Source organism: Agarivorans sp. MS3-6, assembly GCF_054112545.1.
Window position 1 is genome coordinate 721,621 of sequence record NZ_CM134202.1, and the last position, 21,868, is coordinate 743,488.

The 21,868-nt window shown below is 44.1% G+C and carries 21 protein-coding genes; 8 read left to right on the top strand and 13 right to left on the bottom strand.

What is annotated here, in order from left to right; translation table 11 throughout:
* Positions 1–45: 45 nt before the first annotated feature.
* The 4 genes from ACVFI8_RS03340 to ACVFI8_RS03355 all read right to left on the bottom strand — a co-directional run bounded on the left by ACVFI8_RS03340 (position 46) and on the right by ACVFI8_RS03355 (position 5,268).
* Positions 46–1,044 (bottom strand): Gfo/Idh/MocA family protein, encoded by a 999-nt coding sequence (locus ACVFI8_RS03340; RefSeq protein ID WP_457873044.1) that lies wholly within the window; start codon positions 1,042–1,044, stop codon positions 46–48.
* 162 nt (positions 1,045–1,206) lie between these two features.
* Positions 1,207–3,303, bottom strand: a complete 2,097-nt coding sequence (locus ACVFI8_RS03345; protein ID WP_457873045.1) for a TRAP transporter permease — start codon at positions 3,301–3,303, stop codon at positions 1,207–1,209.
* Positions 3,304–3,369: 66 nt separating this feature from the next.
* A complete protein-coding gene (locus ACVFI8_RS03350) occupies positions 3,370–4,374 on the bottom strand; it encodes a TAXI family TRAP transporter solute-binding subunit (protein WP_248714840.1) in 1,005 nt (334 codons plus the stop codon).
* A 171-nt stretch (positions 4,375–4,545) separates the two neighbouring features.
* Positions 4,546–5,268, bottom strand: a complete 723-nt coding sequence (locus ACVFI8_RS03355) for a substrate-binding periplasmic protein (protein WP_248714839.1) — start codon at positions 5,266–5,268, stop codon at positions 4,546–4,548.
* 157 nt (positions 5,269–5,425) lie between these two features.
* Here ACVFI8_RS03355 and ACVFI8_RS03360 point away from each other — a divergent pair, with 157 nt between their 5' ends.
* The gene (locus ACVFI8_RS03360; RefSeq protein WP_248714838.1) at positions 5,426–6,100 is read left to right on the top strand and encodes a L,D-transpeptidase family protein; all 675 of its coding nucleotides are present in this window, start codon (positions 5,426–5,428) and stop codon (positions 6,098–6,100) included.
* Positions 6,101–6,124: 24 nt separating this feature from the next.
* On the opposite strand, the gene ACVFI8_RS03365 is transcribed toward ACVFI8_RS03360, so the two are convergent.
* The 3 genes from ACVFI8_RS03365 to ubiT all read right to left on the bottom strand — a co-directional run bounded on the left by ACVFI8_RS03365 (position 6,125) and on the right by ubiT (position 9,784).
* Complete coding sequence (locus ACVFI8_RS03365) at positions 6,125–8,020, bottom strand: ATP-binding protein (RefSeq protein ID WP_248714837.1); 1,896 nt, start codon at positions 8,018–8,020, stop codon at positions 6,125–6,127.
* Positions 8,020–9,186, bottom strand: a complete 1,167-nt coding sequence (locus ACVFI8_RS03370) for a sugar ABC transporter substrate-binding protein (RefSeq protein ID WP_248714836.1) — start codon at positions 9,184–9,186, stop codon at positions 8,020–8,022. Before ACVFI8_RS03370 ends, ACVFI8_RS03365 begins: the two co-directional genes overlap by 1 nt.
* A gap of 121 nt (positions 9,187–9,307) precedes the next feature.
* A complete protein-coding gene (ubiT, locus tag ACVFI8_RS03375; protein ID WP_248714835.1) occupies positions 9,308–9,784 on the bottom strand; it encodes a ubiquinone anaerobic biosynthesis accessory factor UbiT in 477 nt (158 codons plus the stop codon).
* Positions 9,785–9,932: 148 nt separating this feature from the next.
* Between ubiT and ubiU the strand changes: the two genes are divergently transcribed.
* Complete coding sequence (gene ubiU / locus ACVFI8_RS03380; protein WP_457873046.1) at positions 9,933–10,931, top strand: ubiquinone anaerobic biosynthesis protein UbiU; 999 nt, start codon at positions 9,933–9,935, stop codon at positions 10,929–10,931.
* A 13-nt stretch (positions 10,932–10,944) separates the two neighbouring features.
* Positions 10,945–11,820, top strand: coding sequence for a U32 family peptidase (locus ACVFI8_RS03385; protein ID WP_248714833.1), 876 nt, complete (start codon positions 10,945–10,947; stop codon positions 11,818–11,820).
* Positions 11,821–11,829: 9 nt separating this feature from the next.
* Here the strand turns inward: ACVFI8_RS03385 and nlpI are convergent, their stop codons facing one another.
* The 6 genes from nlpI to hemA form a co-directional block, all read right to left on the bottom strand.
* Positions 11,830–12,711 carry a lipoprotein NlpI gene (gene nlpI / locus ACVFI8_RS03390; protein ID WP_457873047.1) on the bottom strand — a complete coding sequence of 294 codons (882 nt, stop codon included), beginning with the start codon at positions 12,709–12,711 and terminating at the stop codon, positions 11,830–11,832.
* A 122-nt stretch (positions 12,712–12,833) separates the two neighbouring features.
* On the bottom strand, positions 12,834–13,691 hold the full coding sequence (gene kdsA / locus ACVFI8_RS03395) for a 3-deoxy-8-phosphooctulonate synthase (protein ID WP_248714831.1): 858 nt from the start codon (positions 13,689–13,691) through the stop codon (positions 12,834–12,836).
* A gap of 10 nt (positions 13,692–13,701) precedes the next feature.
* Positions 13,702–14,466 (bottom strand): SirB1 family protein, encoded by a 765-nt coding sequence (locus ACVFI8_RS03400; protein WP_248714830.1) that lies wholly within the window; start codon positions 14,464–14,466, stop codon positions 13,702–13,704.
* Positions 14,467–14,515: 49 nt separating this feature from the next.
* Positions 14,516–15,367, bottom strand: coding sequence for a peptide chain release factor N(5)-glutamine methyltransferase (gene prmC, locus ACVFI8_RS03405; protein WP_457873048.1), 852 nt, complete (start codon positions 15,365–15,367; stop codon positions 14,516–14,518).
* Positions 15,357–16,448, bottom strand: coding sequence for a peptide chain release factor 1 (gene prfA / locus ACVFI8_RS03410; protein ID WP_248714828.1), 1,092 nt, complete (start codon positions 16,446–16,448; stop codon positions 15,357–15,359). Before prfA ends, prmC begins: the two co-directional genes overlap by 11 nt.
* Positions 16,449–16,516: 68 nt before the next feature.
* Positions 16,517–17,773: a glutamyl-tRNA reductase gene (hemA, locus tag ACVFI8_RS03415; protein ID WP_248714827.1), complete on the bottom strand. Its 1,257-nt coding sequence runs from the start codon at positions 17,771–17,773 to the stop codon at positions 16,517–16,519.
* A gap of 201 nt (positions 17,774–17,974) precedes the next feature.
* Here hemA and lolB point away from each other — a divergent pair, with 201 nt between their 5' ends.
* The 5 genes from lolB to pth all read left to right on the top strand — a co-directional run bounded on the left by lolB (position 17,975) and on the right by pth (position 21,860).
* Positions 17,975–18,556, top strand: a complete 582-nt coding sequence (gene lolB, locus ACVFI8_RS03420) for a lipoprotein insertase outer membrane protein LolB (protein ID WP_457873049.1) — start codon at positions 17,975–17,977, stop codon at positions 18,554–18,556.
* Entirely contained in the window at positions 18,549–19,427 is an 879-nt protein-coding gene (gene ispE, locus ACVFI8_RS03425) for a 4-(cytidine 5'-diphospho)-2-C-methyl-D-erythritol kinase (RefSeq protein ID WP_248714825.1), read from the top strand. Before lolB ends, ispE begins: the two co-directional genes overlap by 8 nt.
* A 67-nt stretch (positions 19,428–19,494) precedes the next feature.
* Entirely contained in the window at positions 19,495–20,436 is a 942-nt protein-coding gene (locus tag ACVFI8_RS03430) for a ribose-phosphate pyrophosphokinase (protein WP_248714824.1), read from the top strand.
* A 207-nt stretch (positions 20,437–20,643) separates the two neighbouring features.
* Positions 20,644–21,270 carry a 50S ribosomal protein L25/general stress protein Ctc gene (locus ACVFI8_RS03435; RefSeq protein WP_248714823.1) on the top strand — a complete coding sequence of 209 codons (627 nt, stop codon included), beginning with the start codon at positions 20,644–20,646 and terminating at the stop codon, positions 21,268–21,270.
* Positions 21,270–21,860, top strand: coding sequence for an aminoacyl-tRNA hydrolase (gene pth / locus ACVFI8_RS03440; protein WP_248714822.1), 591 nt, complete (start codon positions 21,270–21,272; stop codon positions 21,858–21,860). Before ACVFI8_RS03435 ends, pth begins: the two co-directional genes overlap by 1 nt.
* Positions 21,861–21,868: the final 8 nt, after the last annotated feature.

Sequence of the window (21,868 nt, forward strand, 5' to 3'; positions counted from 1 at the left end):
CAATTCAGTCAATTGGACTGAAGTTTCTGATTAAGTGATGAAATCTTAATCACCACTGGCAACGAAAGGATAACTAACCCCTACTTGATTCAATATTTCATCCATCACTTGCATGGTAGCAACACTGTCATTCCAACTAATCACCTCACTTTGAAGCTTGCCATTGCGAACGCAGCGCATCACTTCTTCAATTTGGTATTCAAAGCCAGAGGCCTTAAATGGAAAATCGATTGTTTTCTCTACTTCTCCGCTAATGCAAATAGAGGCCTTAGTAGCGACCCAAAACATGCTGGGGATCGTAATCCGCCCTTTGGTACCGTAAATAGTAAAGTCATTTGCGGTATCGGCCAGAAAGTTACAGGTGAACTGACTTACAGCCGCTGGGTAGCGCAATATTGCCGTGGTACGTTCGTCGACGCCGGTCACGCCTACATGCCCATCGGCAAGTACACTAACCGGATTATCCCCCATCACAAATTGCGATAACGACACATTATATACCCCCATATCCAGTAGCGAGCCACCAGCAAGCTCTAGATTAAGCAAGCGGTCAGTTTCGTCTCGGGGAATATTGAAGCCAAATGAAGAGTTGATCAGCTTGATGTCGCCAATGCATTTTTCGTCCAGCCAACGACGAACTTGCTGCCAAGCAGGTTGAAACCTAGACCACAGCGCTTCCATCAAAAAAACATTATTTTGCTGGGCAATGTCGACAAGCTGTTGCGACTGTTTGGCGGTAACAGTTAAGGGTTTCTCGCACAGCACGGCTTTACCCGCTTCTAAGCACATTTTTATACTGTCAAAATGAAAACGATGTGGATTAGCAATATAGATGGCATCCACCGCAGGATCATTAACCAAGCATTGATAATCATCCATGGCATGCTGAGCTGAAAAATCTGCTGCAAACGCTTTAGCTCTATCTAAATTAGAGCTGGCGACCGCATAAAGACAAGCATCAGGAATAACCGCTAAGCCTTCAGCAAAGTTGCGGGCTATCCTACCGGGGGCTATCACCCCCCAATTAAACATTTCGGTTGACATACAGCCTTCTATAAGTGAACACTAAAAAAAACATAGTACCCCGTCTTTGTTGGCTTACCAGCCACATTTTACCCCGTAGCTAAGCATAATAGTAAACTGTGAGTCAGCTCAAAATGACAGGCCAGCCAATGAAATAATTCATCATTAATATGCAGCAAAACATTACACCGCAGGTCTACTAAGATCTGCAGCTAAGCGCTTGTTCGCACTACGACTTAAATATCCAACCAAGATGACTAGACTACATAGCGAGAGTAACTGCCAGAGCCATGGTAATGGGCATAATAACAGTAAGGCTAAGAGCCCAAATGAAGCTCGTTCCCACAACAACAATTTACGTTTGTGCCAGCCTTGCATGACTAAAGTAAAGGCATATAAGCCCGGTAGAGCAAAAGTAAACACCCACAACGCAGCCAGCCAGTCGCCATGGACGAGCGGCGTATAGGCAAATAATAGTGGAATAATATAAAGGCCTTTAGCAATCTTCCAAGAGGTAAATCCGGTGGCCATTGGCGGTGATTTAGCAATAGCTGCAGCTGTAAAGGTACATAGGCATACCGGAGGGGTAACATTGCTATCTTGCGATAACCAAAATATCACCAGATGCGATGCTAACAGCAGCATCGCGATGGTAGCATCGTCAAGCAACATCGGTCTTAACAGCGCCATCATTTCATCTGGCATTTGTTGTATCAACTGTTGCGCCTGACTAACACTCAAAGCCCCCTGCTCTGGGCTCACGCCAACTAAGGCTAATACAGCTTGAACCTCGGCACTAATGTCACCCGAACTTAAAACATTAACTAACTCTGTATTGGCCATTAATTGCAACAATGCAGGTGCAGATAAGGTCGCTAATACAATATAAGATGCCGTTACTGGCAGTCCCATACCCAGCACTAAAGAAGCGATGGCCACCAATAGCATTGCCACCAATAAGCTCCCGCCTGACCACTCTGTAATCATCAAAGAAAAGGTATTGCCAATTCCAGCAGTAGCGATGACATTAACAATCAGACCTACCGAGCATAACAGAATGGCTGTCACCACCATGTTTCTAGAACCCAAAGCAAACGCGTCTGCGATGGCTCTTAACCCCATTTTGTTAGGGGTAAACCATGAACTGACGATAACAGCAATGATGGCAACAACCGCTGCGTAAGTGGGAGTGTAGCCAATCACTAACAGCACAATAAGCAAGGTAACAGGAACAATAAACGACAAGCCTTCTCGCATTACCATCGGCAATAAGGGAGCACTAGGTTCCATTATTCGAGTCAAACCAGACTTATAAGATTCGGTGCGCACATAAAAAACTAAAGAGGCAAAATACAAAATAGCGGGCAATATGCTTACCATTACAATAGTACTGTAAGGGATCTGCGTATAACTGGCCATGACAAACGCCCCTGCCCCCATTATAGGCGGAACGATTTGCCCGCCAGTAGAAGCGGAGGCTTCAACAGCAGCAGCAAAGCGCGCACTAAAGCCAGCGTTTTTCATTAAGGGAATGGTCACCACACCTGTAGAGGCCGTGTTAGCAACCGCACTACCAGAAATTGTTCCTGTTAATCCGGAGGCAATTATTGCCACAATACCAGGGCCACCAACCATGCGACTGGCGATGCTTTTAGAGAGGTGAATAACAAAGTCGCCAGCCCCTGAACGTAATAAAAAAGCACCAAACAAAATGAACATGAAAACAAAGCTAGCGGATATTCTAGCGATGTTGCCAAAGATGGCATCATCGCCATAAATACTTCTAAATAAAAGCGTTTCTAAACTTAAACCTTTAAATTGAAATACCCCAGGAACGTAATTGCCCCACCAAGCCAGATAAGAAATAGCAGTAACAATGAGAACCGGGATAACCCAACCGGTCGCTCGGCGGGTCATATCGATGGCTCCCACTATAACAATGGTTCCACATAGCCAATCTAGAGCAACAAGACGAACCCCCCGTTCATAGATCAAGTCTTCGGCAAACAACAAATACACCGCAGAGCATGCGATAGCCACTACCCATCCCCGGTCTAGCAAAGTGGTAAAACGATGTTTTGCTAGCGGCTTCAGTAAACCGCACAATAAAACGAAGCCCGCAAAGTGTAAAATATTTTGTTGTAACACCGCTATGTCGGCAAAAATATTAAAATAAACATGGCCGAGACTAATAATGATCCCTAGAACATACACCAGAGGGACGGCACGCGTGTCTTCAATTTCTTGACGAATACTTTCAGGTACAGCATTCCATTGCATAGTAAAAATATCCTGGGAAGTGGTTAGTTAAATAGCCCCTGACGGGGGCTATTTAGCTGAAAAGACTTAGTTAGCAACTAAGTTATCTGGGATGGTTAACCCTGCTTCTCGGTAATAGCGAGCGGCGCCAGGGTGAAGTGGTGCAGGCAAACCGGCTAATGCTTTCTCTAAAGCCATCGCATTGGTGGCTTTATGAATCGCCTGCAAAAAACCGAGGTTTTCATAGATAGTTTTGGTGAGCAGGTAAACAAACTCTTCATCAACATCGGCATGTACCGCCAAGAAATTTGGCTGAGCCATGGTGTTCCAATCATTATCTTGTTTTGGGTAAGTCCCAGCCGGAATCACATAGCGGGTCCATAAACCTAAGCCCCCATTGGCTTGCTCTATTTGCTGGTCAGTAACATCTAGAGGGGCGACATCTTTTGCAGCCGCTGCAAATAACTTAGTCACGGCACCGGTTGGTGCACCAGCGGGTGTATTAATACCGGCTACTTGACCATTTTGTAGTGCTTCAGCAGAAGGGCCATATCCAGCAGAAAACAATTCCATTTGCTTGTCGATATCAACCCCTAAGTTACCTAACAAAAAGCGATTAGATCCGATTGTGCCGGAATTCTTTTTACCTAATGCAAGCTTCTCACCGGTTAGGGCCAGTAAATCACTGAGGTCACCATTCTTGGCATACTCTTTCTTAACCACAAATTGCTCAACGTTCTGCCATAACATGGTGATAGAGCGTAAATGGGCTTGCTTGCCTTCTTTTTCAAGCGGGCCCGTGCCATTCACTGCATAAGAGCCATATAAGCCTTGTAAAATCGCAAATTGCGCTTCTTTATCACGCAGCAGTTTAATATTTTCACCGGAACCGGCCGAGTTAATCGCAGAGACACTGACTTTGTGTTTCGGTTGGATTTTCACTTTAGTTAAGGTAGCTAAAGCCACACCAACTGGGTAATAAGTACCACCTGTACTGGCAGTCGCTAATAGGTAATTAGTGCCGCTATCAGCTTGCACGGTAAAGGTTAAAACACTAGCAAGTAGTGCAGCCTTTCTAAGCCAGAAACGCATAGTTTTACTCTCCTTAGTAACAGACTTACTGAAGCTGAAGCCAAACCGACAATTTATGAGACGACACTTCAATGATTTTGTTGATTTTTCATCCTAAACACTACTCATAACATTAACAAGGCATTAACATCTTTCTACTACTAAAGTAGCAGTTATATTGACCTTTAAGGGCTATTCAAAATACTTGGTATATAAGTCGCTATAATCTTGAGATAAGCGGACTTGCGCTAAGGCTTGTTGAAAACGATTGAGCTCCTTAGTACTTAAAGATGAGTTAAAGGCAAAGCAATATTCTTTCTCAAAAAGTTGATATATCGGTTTAAAGCTACGCGGGTGGTCATCTAAATACTCTGAAACTAGCGCAATCATGTCTACCCTTCGCAAGGCTAATAACTTAAATGATTGCTCCACTGATTTGGTAGGCACTGCGCTAAACTGTAAGCCAGCTTTGTGCAAATAAGCTTCTATGGCTTGATCTTTTAAGACCGCGATTTTATAAGCGCTTAAATCAGCCAAATTTTGAACAGATAATTGGCTATCACTGAGTACATACAAATTTGCACTGCTTCGATTAATGGGACAAGCCCAGTGAAATAGAGGGAAACGTTGTTCAGTTTTTATAGTCGAAAACAGTGCTGTGTAGTCAAGCTTTTCAAGTAAAGTGTAACCACGCTTCCAGGGCACAATTTTCACCTCTGGAGGTGGGCTACCCAACTGTTTAAACACTAAACCCAGTAACTCAACGGAAAAGCCTGTGACTTGCAGATTTTCGGTATAGTTGTACGGGAAAAACTCTTCACTATAAAAAGTTATCTCTTCAAGGCTATGCGCTTTAGTTGTGCTACTAAGTAAGCCACTAAGAAAAATGACAACCGCCCCTATATGACGCAACATATTGATCCTTATATAAAGTAGCAACGACTCACAAAAGTGGTCAAGGACAAACAGTCCACCAGCGATAGCACTTAGGATAAACTCCAAGTACACTCTCTTTTCATTCTTTAAAAGAGTCGTCGTTTTGAAATTCAACAGGCTGTTTACGACAGCAATTATGGGTATATTTTGCTTCTCTCTTTCTGCTGAAAGTTGGCCAGAGCCAGCAGCGAAGTCCCAGCACAAACGAACAATTAAACAAGTAGTTAAGACTTACCATAACGATAGTCTAAAGCGCCTATTACCGCTATTTGTTGCCGCTAAAGTCGATTACCCGCCACACAAAATAACGCTACTGGCCAGCAAACGCTCTCGTAGACTTGAATTATGGGCAGATAGCGGTGAAGGCCCTAGATATATCCATACTTATTGGATCCGCCATGCTAGCGGTACTGCAGGCCCTAAATTAAGAGAAGGTGACTTACAAGTGCCTGAAGGCATTTATCAAATAGAAGCGCTTAATCCCAACAGCAACTTTCATTTGTCGATGAAGCTTAACTACCCCAACAGCTTTGATTTGAAAAAGGCTAAGCAAGAGCAACGCCACCGTCCAGGATCAAACATATTTATTCACGGAAAAGCGTCTTCGGTAGGCTGCTTAGCAATGGGAGACCAAAATATTGAGGACCTATTTATTTTGGTAGAGCGAATAGGCCCAGGTAATAGCAAAGTCGTTATTGCCCCTCATGACCCAAGGCTACTGCCGCTATTTCCGGTACCTGATCACCTACCTGAATGGACAGCTGATTTGTACCAACAAATTCAAGGTGAATTTGAACAGTTTATTGAATAATTTATGGCTAGGTTATAAGAGAAACTAACGAGGTAGCCTAATTCGAAATCCTAATCCTTGAGGCTCAGCATTAAAACACTCAATGCTGCCCATTAAGTGCTGGTGAACCAGGTTATATACTTGGTTTAACCCTAAACCAACATTGCCTGCACTTCGATGGGTTGTATAGAACGGATTAAAAATCAATCCCAAATCATCATTTTGCACCCCTGAACCATTATCTTGATAATTAATGCAAATCTGCTCTTGCTGCGCGTCTATATAAACTTTGAGATGCGGAAAGCTATGTTTGCTGAAGCCGTGTTGAATAGAGTTATCGATTAAACAAGAAAGTATTAGCTCTAACGCTCGTTGGTTAATCAGTAAACTGGGGTTACTACCACTAATGGATAACTGAATGTGTAATTCACTAAAGGGTTGTAACAGCATTTTTAAGTGCTGTTCAAGCCACGTTTTTAGCTTAATTTGCTGTAAGTTCTCATCGATATCACTACCCGCTAAGGATTTAAAAGTATTTACTAAGGCCGCCGAGCGTTGCAAACTACTTTCCAATAACTCACAGCCTTTGGCACCTTGACTTAGCATTTCCTGCAGTTCTGATTTGGCTAAGGTCCCTTCAGCCAAGCTTTTTTCAATAACTTGGTAATTACTCGCTAGCTGCGAAGCGGCAGTAATACCCACACCCAAGGGCGTATTTAACTCATGTGCCATACCCGCAACTAACCCACCTAAGGCGGCCATTTTTTCTTGTTCTACTAGCTGTAATTGAGTGTCATTAAGCTTCTCTAAAGTATGCTTTAGGGTTGAGTTAGCTTCTTCCAGCTGATAGGTGCGTGCCACCACGCGCTGTTCCAATTGCTCTTGATCACTAATCACTTTGGTGGCCATACTTTTCAATAAGCCTCCTACTTGATTAAACTCTTCAAAAGCCAAATGCGGTACTTGGGTATCGTACTTACCTTGCGAGTACTTAGACACCAAGTGGCTTAATTTGCTTAGCGGTTCAACAATGCGTTTCATCAATAACACAGCAATTATTGTTACCAGTGCAAATACAAACAACAAAATGAGCACAAGATTGAATTGCCGTTCTACTAACAAGCTCCATAAAGAACGGCTTTGAGCGCTAAGTGACAACGACAACGGCTCGGGCATATTGTCTAAGAACAGATCTACATCTATATAAAACCGTCGGAGCGGTACTTCGCCTTTGTTGCCGCGAAATAGAAGCTGTTGTGAAAAAAATAATTCCAAAGAGCCTTGTTGCTCAATTCTCGACTCAACCGCATGCCAAATTGATTGCATTGGAATAAAAACAATTAGCGTTCCTACTTGTTGGCTTTCTTTGAGCGCGTTCAAATTTGACTGCATAATTGGCTGCATCAGTAGCAAGCCCGAGTCGCTGTATATGTCGCGCCCATCAGCAACCAGTTGGGCGAATTCAGGGTTTTGATAAACTTCAATTAAGGTTTGGCTATTGCCTAATTTTACCTGCTGGTTTAAACGGTCTATCGCGGGAAGGTGGGCTTGTATATCAAGCACCTCAGCCTGAAGCGGCGCGCCTTCGATAATTCGCCCTTCTGAATCAACAATATAAATAGCCGACACCCAGTCATTTTGTTGTAGCAACTCACTAATTAGTTGGTTAGATTGAAAACCAAAGATAGCCGACGTAGGCGTTAATATAATGTCATTCACCTGCGCTAAGCTTTGTAAATCTAGAGAGACTTGCTGAACTCGATGCTGAATACTTTGCGCAATATTATTAGCTTTTAAATACAGAGTTTGAGTAACACCTTGTTGATCTTGCTCGGAAATTTGCTTTAACAAGAATGAACCAATAAGAATACTCGGCAGCAAAGCTCCCAGCAGAATGCTGATAGTTAAGAACGTTCGAAGTTGATTAATTTTTACGCTCATTACTTTGCTTGCTGCCCGTAATCTCTATCGGCATATTGCTGCATATATCCACTGGCTTTTTCAGCATCAACTAACCCTTTGTTGAATAACTCGAAACCTTTGCGCATGCCAACCCAAGCGCTCGCTTGAGCGGCCTCTGCAGACATTGGCACAGCAAGCTCTAGCTGACTAAGAATAGCTTGCTCATTGCTAGTAGATTGTTGTTTTATTTGCTGAATCAGGGCTGAGTTAGCTGGCAAAAAACGAGCCTGAGTATGCAAGCGGAGTTGTACTTCAGGTGTCTGTAAAAATTCACTTAATTGGCGCAGTGCAGCCGCTTTAGCTGACGACAAACTTTGGTTAGGAAAAACCAATACTAAACTTGATGATAAAGGTCGAAAAGGACGCTCACCAATGCTTGGTATTACCGCAATCCCCAAGTCATCATCTAACTGCTTTTCAAAATCGTCGATGGCCCATTCACCATTGATCGCGTAGGCAACCTTTCCTTCAATAAAATCTCGATAACCACAATCATAAGCACAATCAGCAGACACTAAGTTGCGCGTGGCAATATTTCGATAAAAGTTTAAGGCATCATGCATTGCAGGTTCGTTCAAGGTCACTTTCTTACCACGGGTCATTCGACCACCAAAGGTATTATAGAAACCGGCAAACCAATACATTTCTGAGTAGTTCCAACCTATGGTTGCTACCCCTTGTTTTTCTATGACTGGCTGCTGTTCCAGTAACTCTTGCCACGTTTTTGCAGGTTTACCTACGAAGCGGCGGTTGTAAAATAGCATCAAGTGGTTTCCCTGCAATATTGGGATCCCGTATATTTTTTGATCGATACTAGCTGTAAGCAGCAGCTCTTTGCTCATATCACTACTAATAAGCGTTTCAGGTACCTCAGAAAATTTGGCTTGGCGGGCGATGCCAATGACATCGGAAGGGGCAAATACAACATCAGCTGACTGACCTTGCATTACCGACTTGATCAAGGTGGGTTTTAACGAGTCTGACGTAATCGTATAGATCGTGACTTGGTGATTATATTGCTTAGAAAACTCATCTAATAGCTCGCTAAAAGCTGCTTTCCCTTGCTCTCTATAATACATAAAGCTAAGTTGTTCAGCGCTTAACTTTGAGCAACAGAAAAAGATTAGTAGCAAACAAACGCGCATATTTCATCCTATGAACCACACCTAGGTTTAGTGTAGTCCAATTAACAATAATTGCGTGTTGAGATTCTATATATTGATAATTAGCAAGCACTTAAGCGCTTGCTAATTGAGTATTAGTCGTTCAAGCAGCTTGATATTTAGCGACTAAGCCAGCGCTTTTCTGGAGGCTATCACTCAACCAATCCGGTAAATTGTCAAAATCTAAATTATCCAGTAGGTTTTTAAGCTCCAAGCCCAGCTCAGTATCACCTTCTACTCTAAGACGGCGCTGAAAAAACAGCGTATCAGGGTCTTCCTGACGACCCATTAGCAAAACAAACTCATTTAAGTTACCAGAGAAACTCACGTCTGCATGTTCAACAACAGATTTTACTTTGAGTTGCTGTGCTTCAAAGGTAATAAACCAACTCGCCGATAAATCGCTGACTTCAACCTTTAACCAGCGATTCTCTAGAAAAGCGAGGTCCCCATCGTCAATGGCTTCGGCAAATGCCAATTTAAGCGCCTTTTCTAAGGCATAGCTCTGAATAGCAAATGGACAGTATCTAGCGGGGATACTTAAGATTCGTGGCATATCTTTCACTAAAGATTTCTTCAAGCTATCTAGCACCTAGGTACCTCATAAAAAATAATCGCATTGGGGCTCAAGTTTACTTAAGTTTGCCTAAGCCAAACCTGCTCTGAGTCAATATCCATTGGAACTAAGCCCAGTAGAATGATGAAAAAACTCATCAGTTGAAGGACTTATGGAATTACTATGCCCTGCAGGTTCATTGCCTGCGGTAAAAGCTGCGGTGGACCACGGTGCCGATGCTATTTATATCGGCTTTAAAGACGCGACCAACGCGCGTCACTTTGCAGGTCTAAATTTTGAAGGTAAAAAATTGGACAAAGCGGTTGACTACCTAAAACAACACCGCCGTCAATTACATGTTGCCATTAATACCTTTGCCCATCCGCAACAACAACACCTATGGTTCGCAGCCATTGACCGCGCAGTCGCTATCGGTGCTGACGTGGTGATTTTGGCGGATATAGCTTTATTAGAATATGCCCAACAAAATTACCCAGAACTTACTGTTCATTTGTCGGTGCAAGCCTCGGCGACCAACGCTTCTGCGATTGCTTTTTATCAGCGAAATTTCAATGTGAAACGGGTGGTATTGCCTAGAGTGTTATCCATTCACCAAGTAAAGCAACTGTCTCGGGCTTGTCCCGACATGGAACTGGAAGTATTTGCTTTTGGTAGCCTCTGTGTCATGGCTGAAGGTCGCTGTTATTTATCATCCTACCTGACTGGCGAGTCGCCCAATACGGTAGGCGCCTGCTCGCCGGCATCTTATGTTCGCTGGCAAGAAACCGAGCAAGGCTTAGAGTCACGTTTAAATGATATCTTAATTGATCGTTACGGGCCCAACGAAACCGCCGGTTACCCAACGCTTTGTAAAGGACGTTTCGACATTGATGGTCAGCGCTCACACGCGCTGGAAGAACCCACCAGTTTAAATACCATCGAGCTGATACCAGAACTATTTGCCGCTAATATTTCAGCAGTGAAAATTGAAGGTCGTCAGCGCAGTCCTGCTTATGTCGCACAAGTGACTCAAGTATGGCGAGAAGCCATTGATAGTTATCAAAGCAATCCCGAGCAATTTAGTGCGAAAAACCATTGGATGAGCCAACTATCCAAATTATCGGAAGGTAGCCAAACGACCTTAGGCGCCTATCACAAGGCGTGGCAGTAACAGAAGGTATATTATGAAGTATGCATTAGGGCCAATTTTATATTACTGGCCAAATCAACAAATTGAAGAATTTTATCATCTCGCTAAAGCCAGCAGCGCTGACATAATCTATATCGGCGAAACGGTATGTAGCAAACGCCGCAATATGAAAGCCAATGATTGGATAGACTTAGCCAAACAACTGCACCAAGCGGGTAAGCAAGTGGTCATTTCAACGATGGCCCTATTGGAAGCGCCATCAGAGGTTAGAAACCTAAAAAAACTCATCGACAATGGCGACTTTATTATCGAGGCTAACGATTTTAGTGCCATTGAAGAAGCGCATAACGCTAGGCTGCCTTTTGTGTGTGGGCCCGCCATTAATATTTACAATGCCTATGCCCTGAACGTATTACTAAAGCAAGGGATGCAACGCTGGGTGATGCCGGTAGAGCTTTCCCGTGATTGGCTACAAAAACTGGTGAGTGAATGCAACGAAATGGGTATTCGCGATCGCTTTGAAATAGAAGTCTTTGCTTACGGTCATTTACCGCTAGCCTACTCTGCACGTTGTTTTACCGCGCAATCGGAAGGCAAGAGTAAAGACGATTGTGAAACCTGTTGTATCAAATACCCTAATGGTCGCCAAGTCGATAGCCAAGAGGGACAATCGTTATTTGTATTAAACGGTATTCAGACTATGTCTGGAGATTGTTACAACTTAATCAACGACCAGCAAAGTATGCAGGGCTTAGTTGATATCGTGCGCATTAGCCCAACGGGCGAAGAAAGCATAGAACATTTAGAAGCCTTTCGCCGTCGTAACCAATCTACCGAGCATTTTCCAACACCCGATAGTGTCAACGGTTACTGGCATCAAATTGCCGGCATAAGAAATCAACAAGAATAAGATTAAGCCCTACAGAGCCAACTGAGCTTGGCTCTCGTAACGACTTAATTCAAACAAGGCTAAACGGTGCTCTACGAAATCATACACATTATTTGCCAACGATAACTTAAAGTAACTACTGGCTAATGGGTGATTGCCTGCCTGCTGCTCTAACTTTGCCATATAAAAATAGGCTTCGCATAAACGCTCTGCTAAATCACGATTATTACCATCCACGTTCGCCGTTTCAGTTAAAAATTGTTGTTGAGTGATTTCGCCCGCGTATAAACGTACGATTTGCCAGCCCCAGTCATCGGTTTTATAGGTCTCGAAGGCTAGGTCTAACTCTTGCTGTGCTTTAGGGGCGTCTGTTTCCTGTTGAATCAGGTATCGCCATAAAACGCGGTAGGGGTCATTGGGCGCTTGATCAGCATAATAATCAACATCGACTACCGCCAACTCAGGCTTGTTCGCGTAATTAAGCGCAATGCCTCGGTAGAAGTAAGCAAAGCTGTAATCGGGTGCGAGTTCAATGGCAGAATCGAAAGATTCAAAAGCGCTATCAAAATCTTCGGCCAAAGTGTAGTAAACCCCTAAGAAGTTATAGGCCTCAACAAAATTGGGCTTTAATTGCACCGCCCGTTTAAAGTCAAAGCGAGCCAGTGCTCGAAGACCGACTCGGTCAAACACAATGCCTCGTTCGTAAAACAACTGGGCTGTTTGTTCTTGGTTGTACTCTCCAGAATTTAACATTTGCCCTAAGCGGGCTAAGGCATTTTCAGACTGGTAGTCAACTTGCAGAGGCGTTGCTAATACTATCGTTGGCAGGGCTTGACTCGAGGTGTTAGCACACCCACTGAGATAAGCTATAGCCACCAACAAAAATCCACTGCGCCAGGCTCGTTTTAACATATTGCTTCCACTCGTTGAATCAAACTTAAGGGCTGCAGCGACAATTACAGCCTCACTATCTGTTTACCCTAACAAGAGAAAAAGCTTAGGGAAACTTAAAATTATCATTATAGATAAATATCTTATTTGGAATGAGTGTCTAAATGATCAAAAGACTTCACCAAGTCATCCAGTGCTTTTATCTGAGTCAAGAAAGGTTCCAACTTAGATAACGGTAATGCACTTGGTCCATCACATCGCGCATTTTCAGGATCAGGGTGCGCTTCAAGAAACAGGCCTGCCAAGCTAGTCGCCATTCCCGCTTTAGCTAGCTCACCCACTTGTTCACGGCGCCCACCAGAGGCCGAGCCCAATGGATCGCGACACTGTAAAGCATGGGTCACATCAAAGATAACCGGTGAACCATTGCTCACCTTCTTCATAGTGCCGAAACCGAGGGTATCCACGACCAAATTGTCGTAACCAAAGTTACTGCCACGTTCACATAAAATAATGTTGTTATTACCGCACTCAGCAAATTTATCAACAATATTACCCATTTGAGAAGGGCTCAAAAATTGTGGCTTCTTAACATTTATTACCGCTCCCGTGTTGGCCATCGCTTCAACTAAATCTGTTTGACGAGCCAAAAATGCGGGTAATTGAATAACATCAGCGACTTCAGCGACAGGGGCAGCTTGAGCAACTTCATGCACATCCGTAATCACCGGAATAGAAAACTGCTGCTTTATTTCTTCCAGTAAGCGTAAGCCTTCTTCCATACCCGGCCCGCGGTATGAATGAATAGAAGAGCGGTTGGCTTTATCAAATGATGCTTTGAAAATATAGGGAATACCAAGCCGGGTAGTGACTTCAACAAAATGCTCGGCAATTTGCATGGCCAAATCACGAGACTCAAGTACATTCATACCCGCGAATAAAGTAAATGGGGCATCATTGGCTACTTTAATTGAGCCTACGTTAATTGTTTTTTGCTGCATGCTGTTCCTCTTAATGCAAAATTGCAGGTTGAGAGTCCATCGTATGGATCTGCACTTTTAGTATCTTCGATAAAGGATCATCTGGACACTGTTCAATAAAATATTCAAAATCGTTAATAGCGACACTATTACAGTCTAACTGCTGATAGATAAAACCTCTATCACGCATCTCATGGGGGTCACCAGGTTTGAGTCTAATCAGGATTTGAGAGGTTTGAAGGGCCCGCTCAAATTCATCTTCGCGTAAACACGCACTTTTTAGTTCACCAAGCCAACGTTTCGTCATGTCGGCAGAAGACATCGGCTCTAGGTTATCGCTTAACAAGCGAGCGAGATTCCCTTTATGGCCACGATGGATCACCTCTAGTTGAGCGACGGTTTTTTGTTCCGCTGAAAACGCATCAAAATAAATACACTTTGTGCCTAGACTAAACGCCAGAATGGTTTGCGCTGGAAATGCTATCGCGTGACACTCAATATCGAGTTTACGCGCGAAGTAATGTAACAGCACCGATAGGCTCGTACCATTACCGCAACGACGCGACAGTACATCGCTAATCAGGGAATTTTTACTGTGATAATAACTCTGCCAATCACTACTAAAACCTAACTCTTTATAAAACAGGTTTTTTAGTTGTTCAAAGCGTTGCTCGGGAGAGTCTTCGATAGGATTGAGTTTTAGCCAATCTAACCAAAGCCTGTGCAAGGTTTTTCTTACCAGCGCAAAAGACTGACCAGAGATTTCTTCTTCAAGACCTAAAATGCGAAAAATCACTGCATCTCTTTCCTTTAATAAATCTATTTTTGTTATTCGTTGCTAATGGCTAGACCAAATAACAACCGCCGCTTACTCGGTCCATTCCACCATAGTCTTGCTCAGTAAAGATTTGGCTATAACCGGCCTTATCTAACAACTGCTGTACAGCTTGTTTTTGGTCATAGCCATGCTCCAGTAACAGCCAACCGCCAGCTTTTAAGTAGTCAGTCGCAGTATCGATGATATGTTTAATATCGGCTAAACCGTTTTGCTCAGAGGTCAAGGCGCTTATCGGCTCAAATCGCACATCACCCTGAGATAAATGCGGATCTTGCGGGTCGATATACGGTGGATTACTCACTATCAAATCAAACGTCTGACCTGAAAACGGCTCAAGCCACGATCCTTGTCGTATATCTACCTCAGACAAATGCAAACTACTGGCATTTTCCCGCGCTAACTGCACAGCATCTTCACGTAAATCACTGGCGTAAACCTTCGCTAAGGGGCACTCACTTGCTATCGCCAATGCAATGGCACCCGTTCCGGTACCCAAGTCTACGATTTCTGTATCGGCGAGGTTAACGATTTTCTTTAGGCTTTGTTCTACTAAAACTTCAGTATCTGGGCGTGGAATCAACGTTGCTGGAGAAACCTTCAAGGATAGCGACCAAAAATCGCGTAGCCCGATGAGATAAGCGACTGGTTGCCCAGCCTCTCGCTTTTCCAGTAAGTCTTGGTATTGCTGCCATTGAAGCTCTGTTAAACAGCGTTCTGGCCAAGTTAACAAATATACCGGTTCACAACCCAATACATGCTGCAACAATACCTTAGCATCCACTTGTGGAGATTCACCCAAGTGAAGCTTTTCTCTAGCCCAATTGAGCGCCTCAGCAATAGAAGGATACTTATCCTTCATTTTCGGCCAATGCTGCCAACTGGTCAGCTTGGAATTCTTGTTGAATAGGATCCAACAATGCTAGCAATTCACCTTCCATGATTTCGTTTAAACGATAAAGTGTTAGGTTAATTCGGTGGTCACTCACTCGCCCTTGCGGATAATTATAAGTACGAATACGTTCACTACGGTCACCACTTGCGACTAAGTCACGGCGCATACTGGTTTCTTCCGCGCGGCGCTTATCATCTTCAGCCGCTTGCAGGCGTGCCGACAATACCGACATCGCTTTAGCGCGGTTTTTGTGTTGCGAGCGCTCTTCTTGACACTCCACAACCACGCCGCTGGGGATATGGGTAATACGAATAGCCGAATCGGTTTTGTTTACGTGCTGACCACCCGCTCCAGAAGCTCGGAAGGTATCGATGCGCAAGTCACCTGGGTTAATTTCAATTTGTTCTGCTTCTGGAATTTCAGGCATGACCGCCACGGTACAGGCCGAGGTATGAATTCGCCCTTGTGATTCGGTTTCAGGAACACGTTGAACACGGTGACCGCCAGATTCAAACTTCATTAAACTATATACGTCTTCACCGTCAATTTTAGCAATCAGTTCTTTATAACCGCCCTGCTCACTTGAGTTGCTAGACATTACCGACATGCGCCAGCCTTGCTGCTCAGAAAACTTGCTGTACATACGGAATAAATTGCCGGCAAAAATAGCCGCCTCATCACCGCCGGCCCCGGCTCTAATTTCCAAAAAGATACTTCGAGAGTCGTTAGGATCACGAGGTAACAACAGTAATTGCAAATCTTCAGACAGCTTGGTCATGCTTTCTTTAGCTTCGTCAATTTCCATTTGCGCCATTTCACGCATCTCAGGGTCTTCATCATTGAGCATTTCTTTCGCTGAATCGAAGTTTTCTTGAGCTTGTTGGTAAGCGCTAAAACAAACCACTACTTCTTCTAATTGCGAGTATTCCTTAGTGAGACCTCTAAACCTATTTTGGTCAGAGATTACCTCTGGCTCACCAAGCAATACTTGTACTTCTTGATAACGCTCTTGCAAGGTTTCAAGTTTAGATATAATTGACGCTTTCATGCTTTCTCTCTTTCAACGCAACATTCCGTCCGCTAACAATTAGCAACGAAACATCATCAACAATCGGGTTATTTTCTTAGGCCAATGGCCTCACGTATTACCGCTAATTCTTCTAAGCGACCATCACGCCCAGCCTTATTTATAGCTTCGGTGGGAGCATGGATTAATTTATTAGTAAGCTGGAAGGCCGTTTCGCGAATAATCAGTGCCGGATCTTTTCCGTTGGCTAACGATTCTAAGGCTTTTTCTACTGCTGCATCACGTACCCGTTCACTGTGACTTCGATAATCACGAATAGTGGTTACCGACTCAAGCGAGCGCAACCACCCCATAAACGCTTCACAGTGTTCTGTAACAATCAGCTCGGCTTGTTCGGCTGCCTCTCGGCGTGATGCCATATTTTGCTCAACAATACCCTGCAAATCATCAACGCTATACAAATAGGCATCACGCAGCTCTCCTACCTGCTCCTCAATATCTCGAGGTACCGCTATATCAACCAAAAACATCGGCTGGAAACGCCGTTTTTTAAGGGCCGTTTCTACCATGCCTTTACCTATAATGGGCAAAGGACTTGCCGTTGAGCTAATCACAATGTCGTAATGAGCTAAATGGTCGGGTATTTCATTTAGGGTAATAACATCGCCAGCAAATCGCTCAGCCAACAACTTAGCCCGTGAAGCCGTGCGGTTGGCCACCATTAGCTTTTTAACGCCCTGATCGACCAAGTGCTTAGCCACCAGTTCAATCGTTTCTCCAGCACCAACTAGAAGAACCTTAGACTGGCTCAAATCATCAAATATCTGTTTTGCCAAACTGACAGCTGCAAACGCTACAGATACCGCATTCACCCCAATATCGGTATCTGTTCTAACCTGTTTGGCTACCGAAAAAGCGCGCTGAAAAAAACGCTCAAGTACACTTCCTACCGCGCCAGCTTCTCGCGATTCGGTATAGGCTTGTTTAATCTGGCCAAGAATCTGTGGCTCACCTAGAATCAACGAATCTAAACCACTGGCCACACGCATCAAATGCGCCACCGCTGTTTGCTGATGATATTGGTAAAGGCACGGAAGAACCTCAGCTTGCTCGAGGTTTTTATAATTAATCAGCCACTGCACCACAGCCGCTGCATCGGTTTCGGCTTCAACAATGTGGCAATAGAGCTCGGTTCTATTACAGGTAGATACAATCACCATTTCTACACCAAGCGCAGAAACCGCATGGTTAAGCGCCTGGTTTACTTGCTCTGGACTAAACGCCACTTTCTCTCGCAAGTTAACGGGGGCTGATTTGTGATTGATTCCTAGAACTAACAGAGTCATCGTTGTGGGGCTGTTGCGCGCCGTATCCAAATAAATAAAGAGCCAAATTGTACGGGAATATAGGGGCAAATAAAAGAAACTCCCGCCCTAACCCGCCTCAATTAGCTAATTTTGCTGTGACAAGGGGACACATCTTTAGCTTTAAAGAATTTACAGCCACCCAGTAGAGCTTTTATACTGCAAAAAAAATACGGATTTATTGTGCGCCAACTCTTTATAATCATTTTGCTCGCTTGCACCATAACAGCCTGTACAACACCACCGCCGATCAGCACGGTTGATAGTGAATGGGAGCGGCACTTAGCAGCGCTAAATCAGCATCAGCACTGGCAGCTCAGTGGAAAAATAGCCTTTATAGGCGACACCACACGCCAAGCAGCTAACTTATTTTGGCAACAAGACGGCCAACGCAGCATACTAAAAATCAATGGGCCTTTAGGTATTCAAGCCATCGAGCTGCATTACCAACCCGGTAAAGTGTGGGTAAAAACCAAAGACCAAGAATACACCGGCAATGATGCTCAGCAATTGGTTAACCGCTTGACGGGTTGGCAAGTCCCGGTTGAGCAACTCCCTAGTTGGCTACTGGGTATTCCAACCCAGAATGACTATCAACTGAATCCACAACATCGCTTAGCTAGCTTTACTACCAAACAACAGTGGACAGTGAGTTACCTAAATTACGGTCAGTACCAAAGCTATCTATTGCCTAGGCAGATGGAAATGCGTTCAGCTGAAAACCTTTTGAAAATTAATATTCATAAATGGCAAATCAATGACTAAGCAACTTTCAAGCGGCCCATGGCTATCACCCGCTAAGCTCAATCTATTTTTATATGTCAATGGCCAACAAGCTAACGGCTACCATGAGCTACAAACCTTGTTTCAGTTTGTCGACTACTGCGATCATTTATATTTCTCCGTAAACAAGCAAGATACTATCTCGCTAAGTTGCGAATTAGATTTTCCTAATGATGATAACTTAGTGGTTAAAGCCGCTAAGCTACTTAAGGCGCATTGCCAAATTGTTCAAGGTGTCGACATTAAACTGGTAAAGCACCTGCCTATGGGTGGAGGCATTGGTGGGGGGTCATCAAACGCTGCTACCACGTTACTGGTGTTAAATGAACTATGGGACTGCCAATTAAACCTTGAACAATTAGCCCGCTTGGGTTTGCAACTTGGCGCTGATGTGCCTATTTTTATTCATGGTCATAGTGCCTTTGCAGAAGGTGTGGGTGAGAAACTACAATCGGTAACCGTGGATGAACCTTGGTATGTTGTTTTGCATCCAGATGTTCATGTTTCTACTGAAAGCGTTTTTGGCCACCCAGACCTAACCAGAACAAGCCCTAAGAGAACTTGGCAACAATTATCAAAGGCTAATTGGCAAAATGATTGCGAAGAAATTGTGGCTAAAGTTTATCCGGAGGTTGCACAAGCTCTTAGCTGGTTGGTAGAATACGCGCCGTCAAGAATGACTGGGACAGGTTCTTGTGTATTCGCCGCGTTTGACAATGAGCGTGAAGCCTTGTCAGTACTGGCGAAACGTCCAAAAAATGTATCCGGCTTTGTGTGTAAAGCCTGTAATCAATCGCCGCTTCATCAGCAATTGACTAACGAAAAAACACTCACAAACACAGCTGGGGCCTAAGAAATAACATTCTTAAGCCCTAAAAAACGTAACGCTCTTTTGACCCGATAAATCTGAGGTTTCCATCGTGCCAGACATGAAACTCTTCGCCGGTAACGCCACGCCCGAACTTGCCCAGCGTATTGCTGATCGCCTTTATACCACCCTAGGTGATATTTCAGTAGGTAGATTCAGTGATGGCGAGATTAGTGTACAAATCAACGAAAACGTTCGTGGTGGAGACATCTTTGTTGTCCAATCCACTTGCGCTCCAACCAACGACAACGTAATGGAGCTGATTGTTATTGTTGATGCTCTACGCCGTGCCTCTGCGGGTCGTATTACTGCGGTAATCCCCTACTTTGGTTATGCTCGTCAAGACCGCCGCCCTCGTAGTGCTCGTGTGCCTATTACTGCAAAAGTAGTAGCAGACTTCCTATCTAGTGTGGGTGTTGACCGCGTACTAACCGTTGACCTTCACGCCGAACAGATCCAAGGTTTCTTCGACGTACCGGTAGACAACGCATTTGGTAGCCCAGTACTTCTGCAAGATATGCTAGACAGAAATCTAGAATCTCCGGTTGTTGTATCGCCAGACATTGGTGGTGTAGTGCGCGCTCGTGCAGTCGCTAAAATGCTAAACGATAGCGATTTAGCGATTATCGACAAACGTCGTCCACGTGCCAACGTAGCCCAAGTAATGAACATTATTGGTGATGTCGATGGTCGTGATTGCATCATGGTTGATGACATGATTGATACTGGCGGTACCCTATGCCAGGCAGCAGCAGCGCTTAAAGCCAAGGGCGCTAAGCGGGTATTTGCTTATGCAACTCACCCTGTCTTTTCAGGTAATGCAGCACAAAACATCACAGAATCAGCACTAGATGAAGTTATTATTACTGACTCAATCCCACTGTCTGATGAAATGCGTAATGTTGAAAAAGTACGTCAATTATCATTGGCACCAATGCTAGCTGAAGCTATTCGTCGCGTGAGTAACGAAGAATCAATATCTGCAATGTTCTAAACAGCATTAAATAAAGATTGATTTAAAAGCGCGGTAATGTGAATTACCGCGCTTTTTTATTGGCTTTCAAAAACGTCAATGGTAGAATGCCGCGCCTTTTGAATTGAAGTGCTTAGGTGTTAATCACTTTTTCACCAAATCAACAAGGTACTGGTTAGAGTTTGGTCGCGAAACTTTAGCCTCATTAATTTATTTGGAGAAACACAAATGTCTAACATTAAACTTGACGCTGAACTGCGTACAGACCTAGGGAAAGGTGCGAGCCGCCGCCTACGTCACGCTGATAAAGTTCCTGCTATCGTATACGGTGCTGGCCAAGAGCCTGTATCAATCACTCTTGAGCAACGCCATGTGATGAAGGCTCAAGAAGCTGAAGCGTTTTACTCTAGCATTATTACTGTAAACGTTGCTGGCGAAGCCGTAGACGTATTAGTAAAAGACATGCAGCGTCATGCCTACAAGCCACGTGTACAACACATTGACTTCCAACGTGTTGATAATACTAAAGCTATCCACAAAGCCGTGCCTATTCACTTCTTAAACGAAGACACTGCAGAAGCGGTTAAAAATGGTGGTAAAGTACATCACTTGGCGACAGAGATTGAAGTTAGCTGTCTAGCTAAAGATCTTCCTGAGTACATCGAGCTAGATGTAGCGAACCTAGAACTAGGTGCTTCACTACACATCTCTGATATCACGCTACCTGCTGGCGTTACATCAGTTGAGTTAGCTAAAGGTGAAAACCACGACCAAGCTGTAGTATCTATTACTACTCCTAAAGGCGTGTCTGAAGAAGCTGACGATTCTGAAGAAGCAGCAGCTTCAGAAGAATAGTGATAAACGATATTCGTTTACTCGTGGGTCTGGGTAATCCAGGCCCCGAATATGCCGCCACCCGCCATAACGCTGGCGCATGGTTAGTCACGCAACTAGCCAACAATCATCACACCCAATTAAAACCAGACAGTAAACATTTTGGACTTACCGGGCGAATTCAGCTGGCAGACCAAGAGCTACGTTTATTGATCCCCACAACGTTTATGAACCTCAGCGGCAAAGCCGTTGCATCTTTGGCTAAATTTTATCGTATCGAACTTGAGCAGATCATGGTTGCTCACGATGAACTTGATTTACCCCCTGGCGTAGCACGCTTTAAAAAAGGTGGTGGACACGGCGGACATAACGGTTTGCGCGATATCATCAGTAAATTTGGTAATAACAAAGATTTTCATCGTTTACGGATTGGTATTGGACATCCAGGTCATAAAGATCGTGTTTCAGGTTACGTATTAGGTAAAGCACCTAAAAGCGACCAAGAACTAATTGATGATGCAATTGATGAAGCGGTGCGCAGTACCGATGTATTGCTTAAAGATGGTTTAAGCAAAGCAATGAATCGATTACATAGTTACAAAGCGGGCTAAGCCCCTTA

What these genes read in the sequence shown, in the direction of transcription:
- ACVFI8_RS03345 (WP_457873045.1), bottom strand. Translation starts at nt 3,303, where the DNA reads ATGCAATGGAATGCTGTACCTGAAAGTATTCGTCAAGAAATTGAAGAC.
- ubiU (WP_457873046.1), top strand. Translation starts at nt 9,933, where the DNA reads ATGGAATTACTATGCCCTGCAGGTTCATTGCCTGCGGTAAAAGCTGCG.
- ACVFI8_RS03360 (WP_248714838.1), top strand. Translation starts at nt 5,426, where the DNA reads ATGGGTATATTTTGCTTCTCTCTTTCTGCTGAAAGTTGGCCAGAGCCA.
- ACVFI8_RS03355 (WP_248714839.1), bottom strand. Translation starts at nt 5,268, where the DNA reads ATGTTGCGTCATATAGGGGCGGTTGTCATTTTTCTTAGTGGCTTACTT.
- ACVFI8_RS03435 (WP_248714823.1), top strand. Translation starts at nt 20,644, where the DNA reads ATGTCTAACATTAAACTTGACGCTGAACTGCGTACAGACCTAGGGAAA.
- ACVFI8_RS03385 (WP_248714833.1), top strand. Translation starts at nt 10,945, where the DNA reads ATGAAGTATGCATTAGGGCCAATTTTATATTACTGGCCAAATCAACAA.
- ACVFI8_RS03365 (WP_248714837.1), bottom strand. Translation starts at nt 8,020, where the DNA reads ATGAGCGTAAAAATTAATCAACTTCGAACGTTCTTAACTATCAGCATT.
- nlpI (WP_457873047.1), bottom strand. Translation starts at nt 12,711, where the DNA reads ATGTTAAAACGAGCCTGGCGCAGTGGATTTTTGTTGGTGGCTATAGCT.
- ACVFI8_RS03350 (WP_248714840.1), bottom strand. Translation starts at nt 4,374, where the DNA reads ATGCGTTTCTGGCTTAGAAAGGCTGCACTACTTGCTAGTGTTTTAACC.
- prmC (WP_457873048.1), bottom strand. Translation starts at nt 15,367, where the DNA reads ATGAAGGATAAGTATCCTTCTATTGCTGAGGCGCTCAATTGGGCTAGA.
- ACVFI8_RS03370 (WP_248714836.1), bottom strand. Translation starts at nt 9,186, where the DNA reads ATGCGCGTTTGTTTGCTACTAATCTTTTTCTGTTGCTCAAAGTTAAGC.
- hemA (WP_248714827.1), bottom strand. Translation starts at nt 17,773, where the DNA reads ATGACTCTGTTAGTTCTAGGAATCAATCACAAATCAGCCCCCGTTAAC.
- kdsA (WP_248714831.1), bottom strand. Translation starts at nt 13,691, where the DNA reads ATGCAGCAAAAAACAATTAACGTAGGCTCAATTAAAGTAGCCAATGAT.
- ispE (WP_248714825.1), top strand. Translation starts at nt 18,549, where the DNA reads ATGACTAAGCAACTTTCAAGCGGCCCATGGCTATCACCCGCTAAGCTC.
- prfA (WP_248714828.1), bottom strand. Translation starts at nt 16,448, where the DNA reads ATGAAAGCGTCAATTATATCTAAACTTGAAACCTTGCAAGAGCGTTAT.
- ACVFI8_RS03340 (WP_457873044.1), bottom strand. Translation starts at nt 1,044, where the DNA reads ATGTCAACCGAAATGTTTAATTGGGGGGTGATAGCCCCCGGTAGGATA.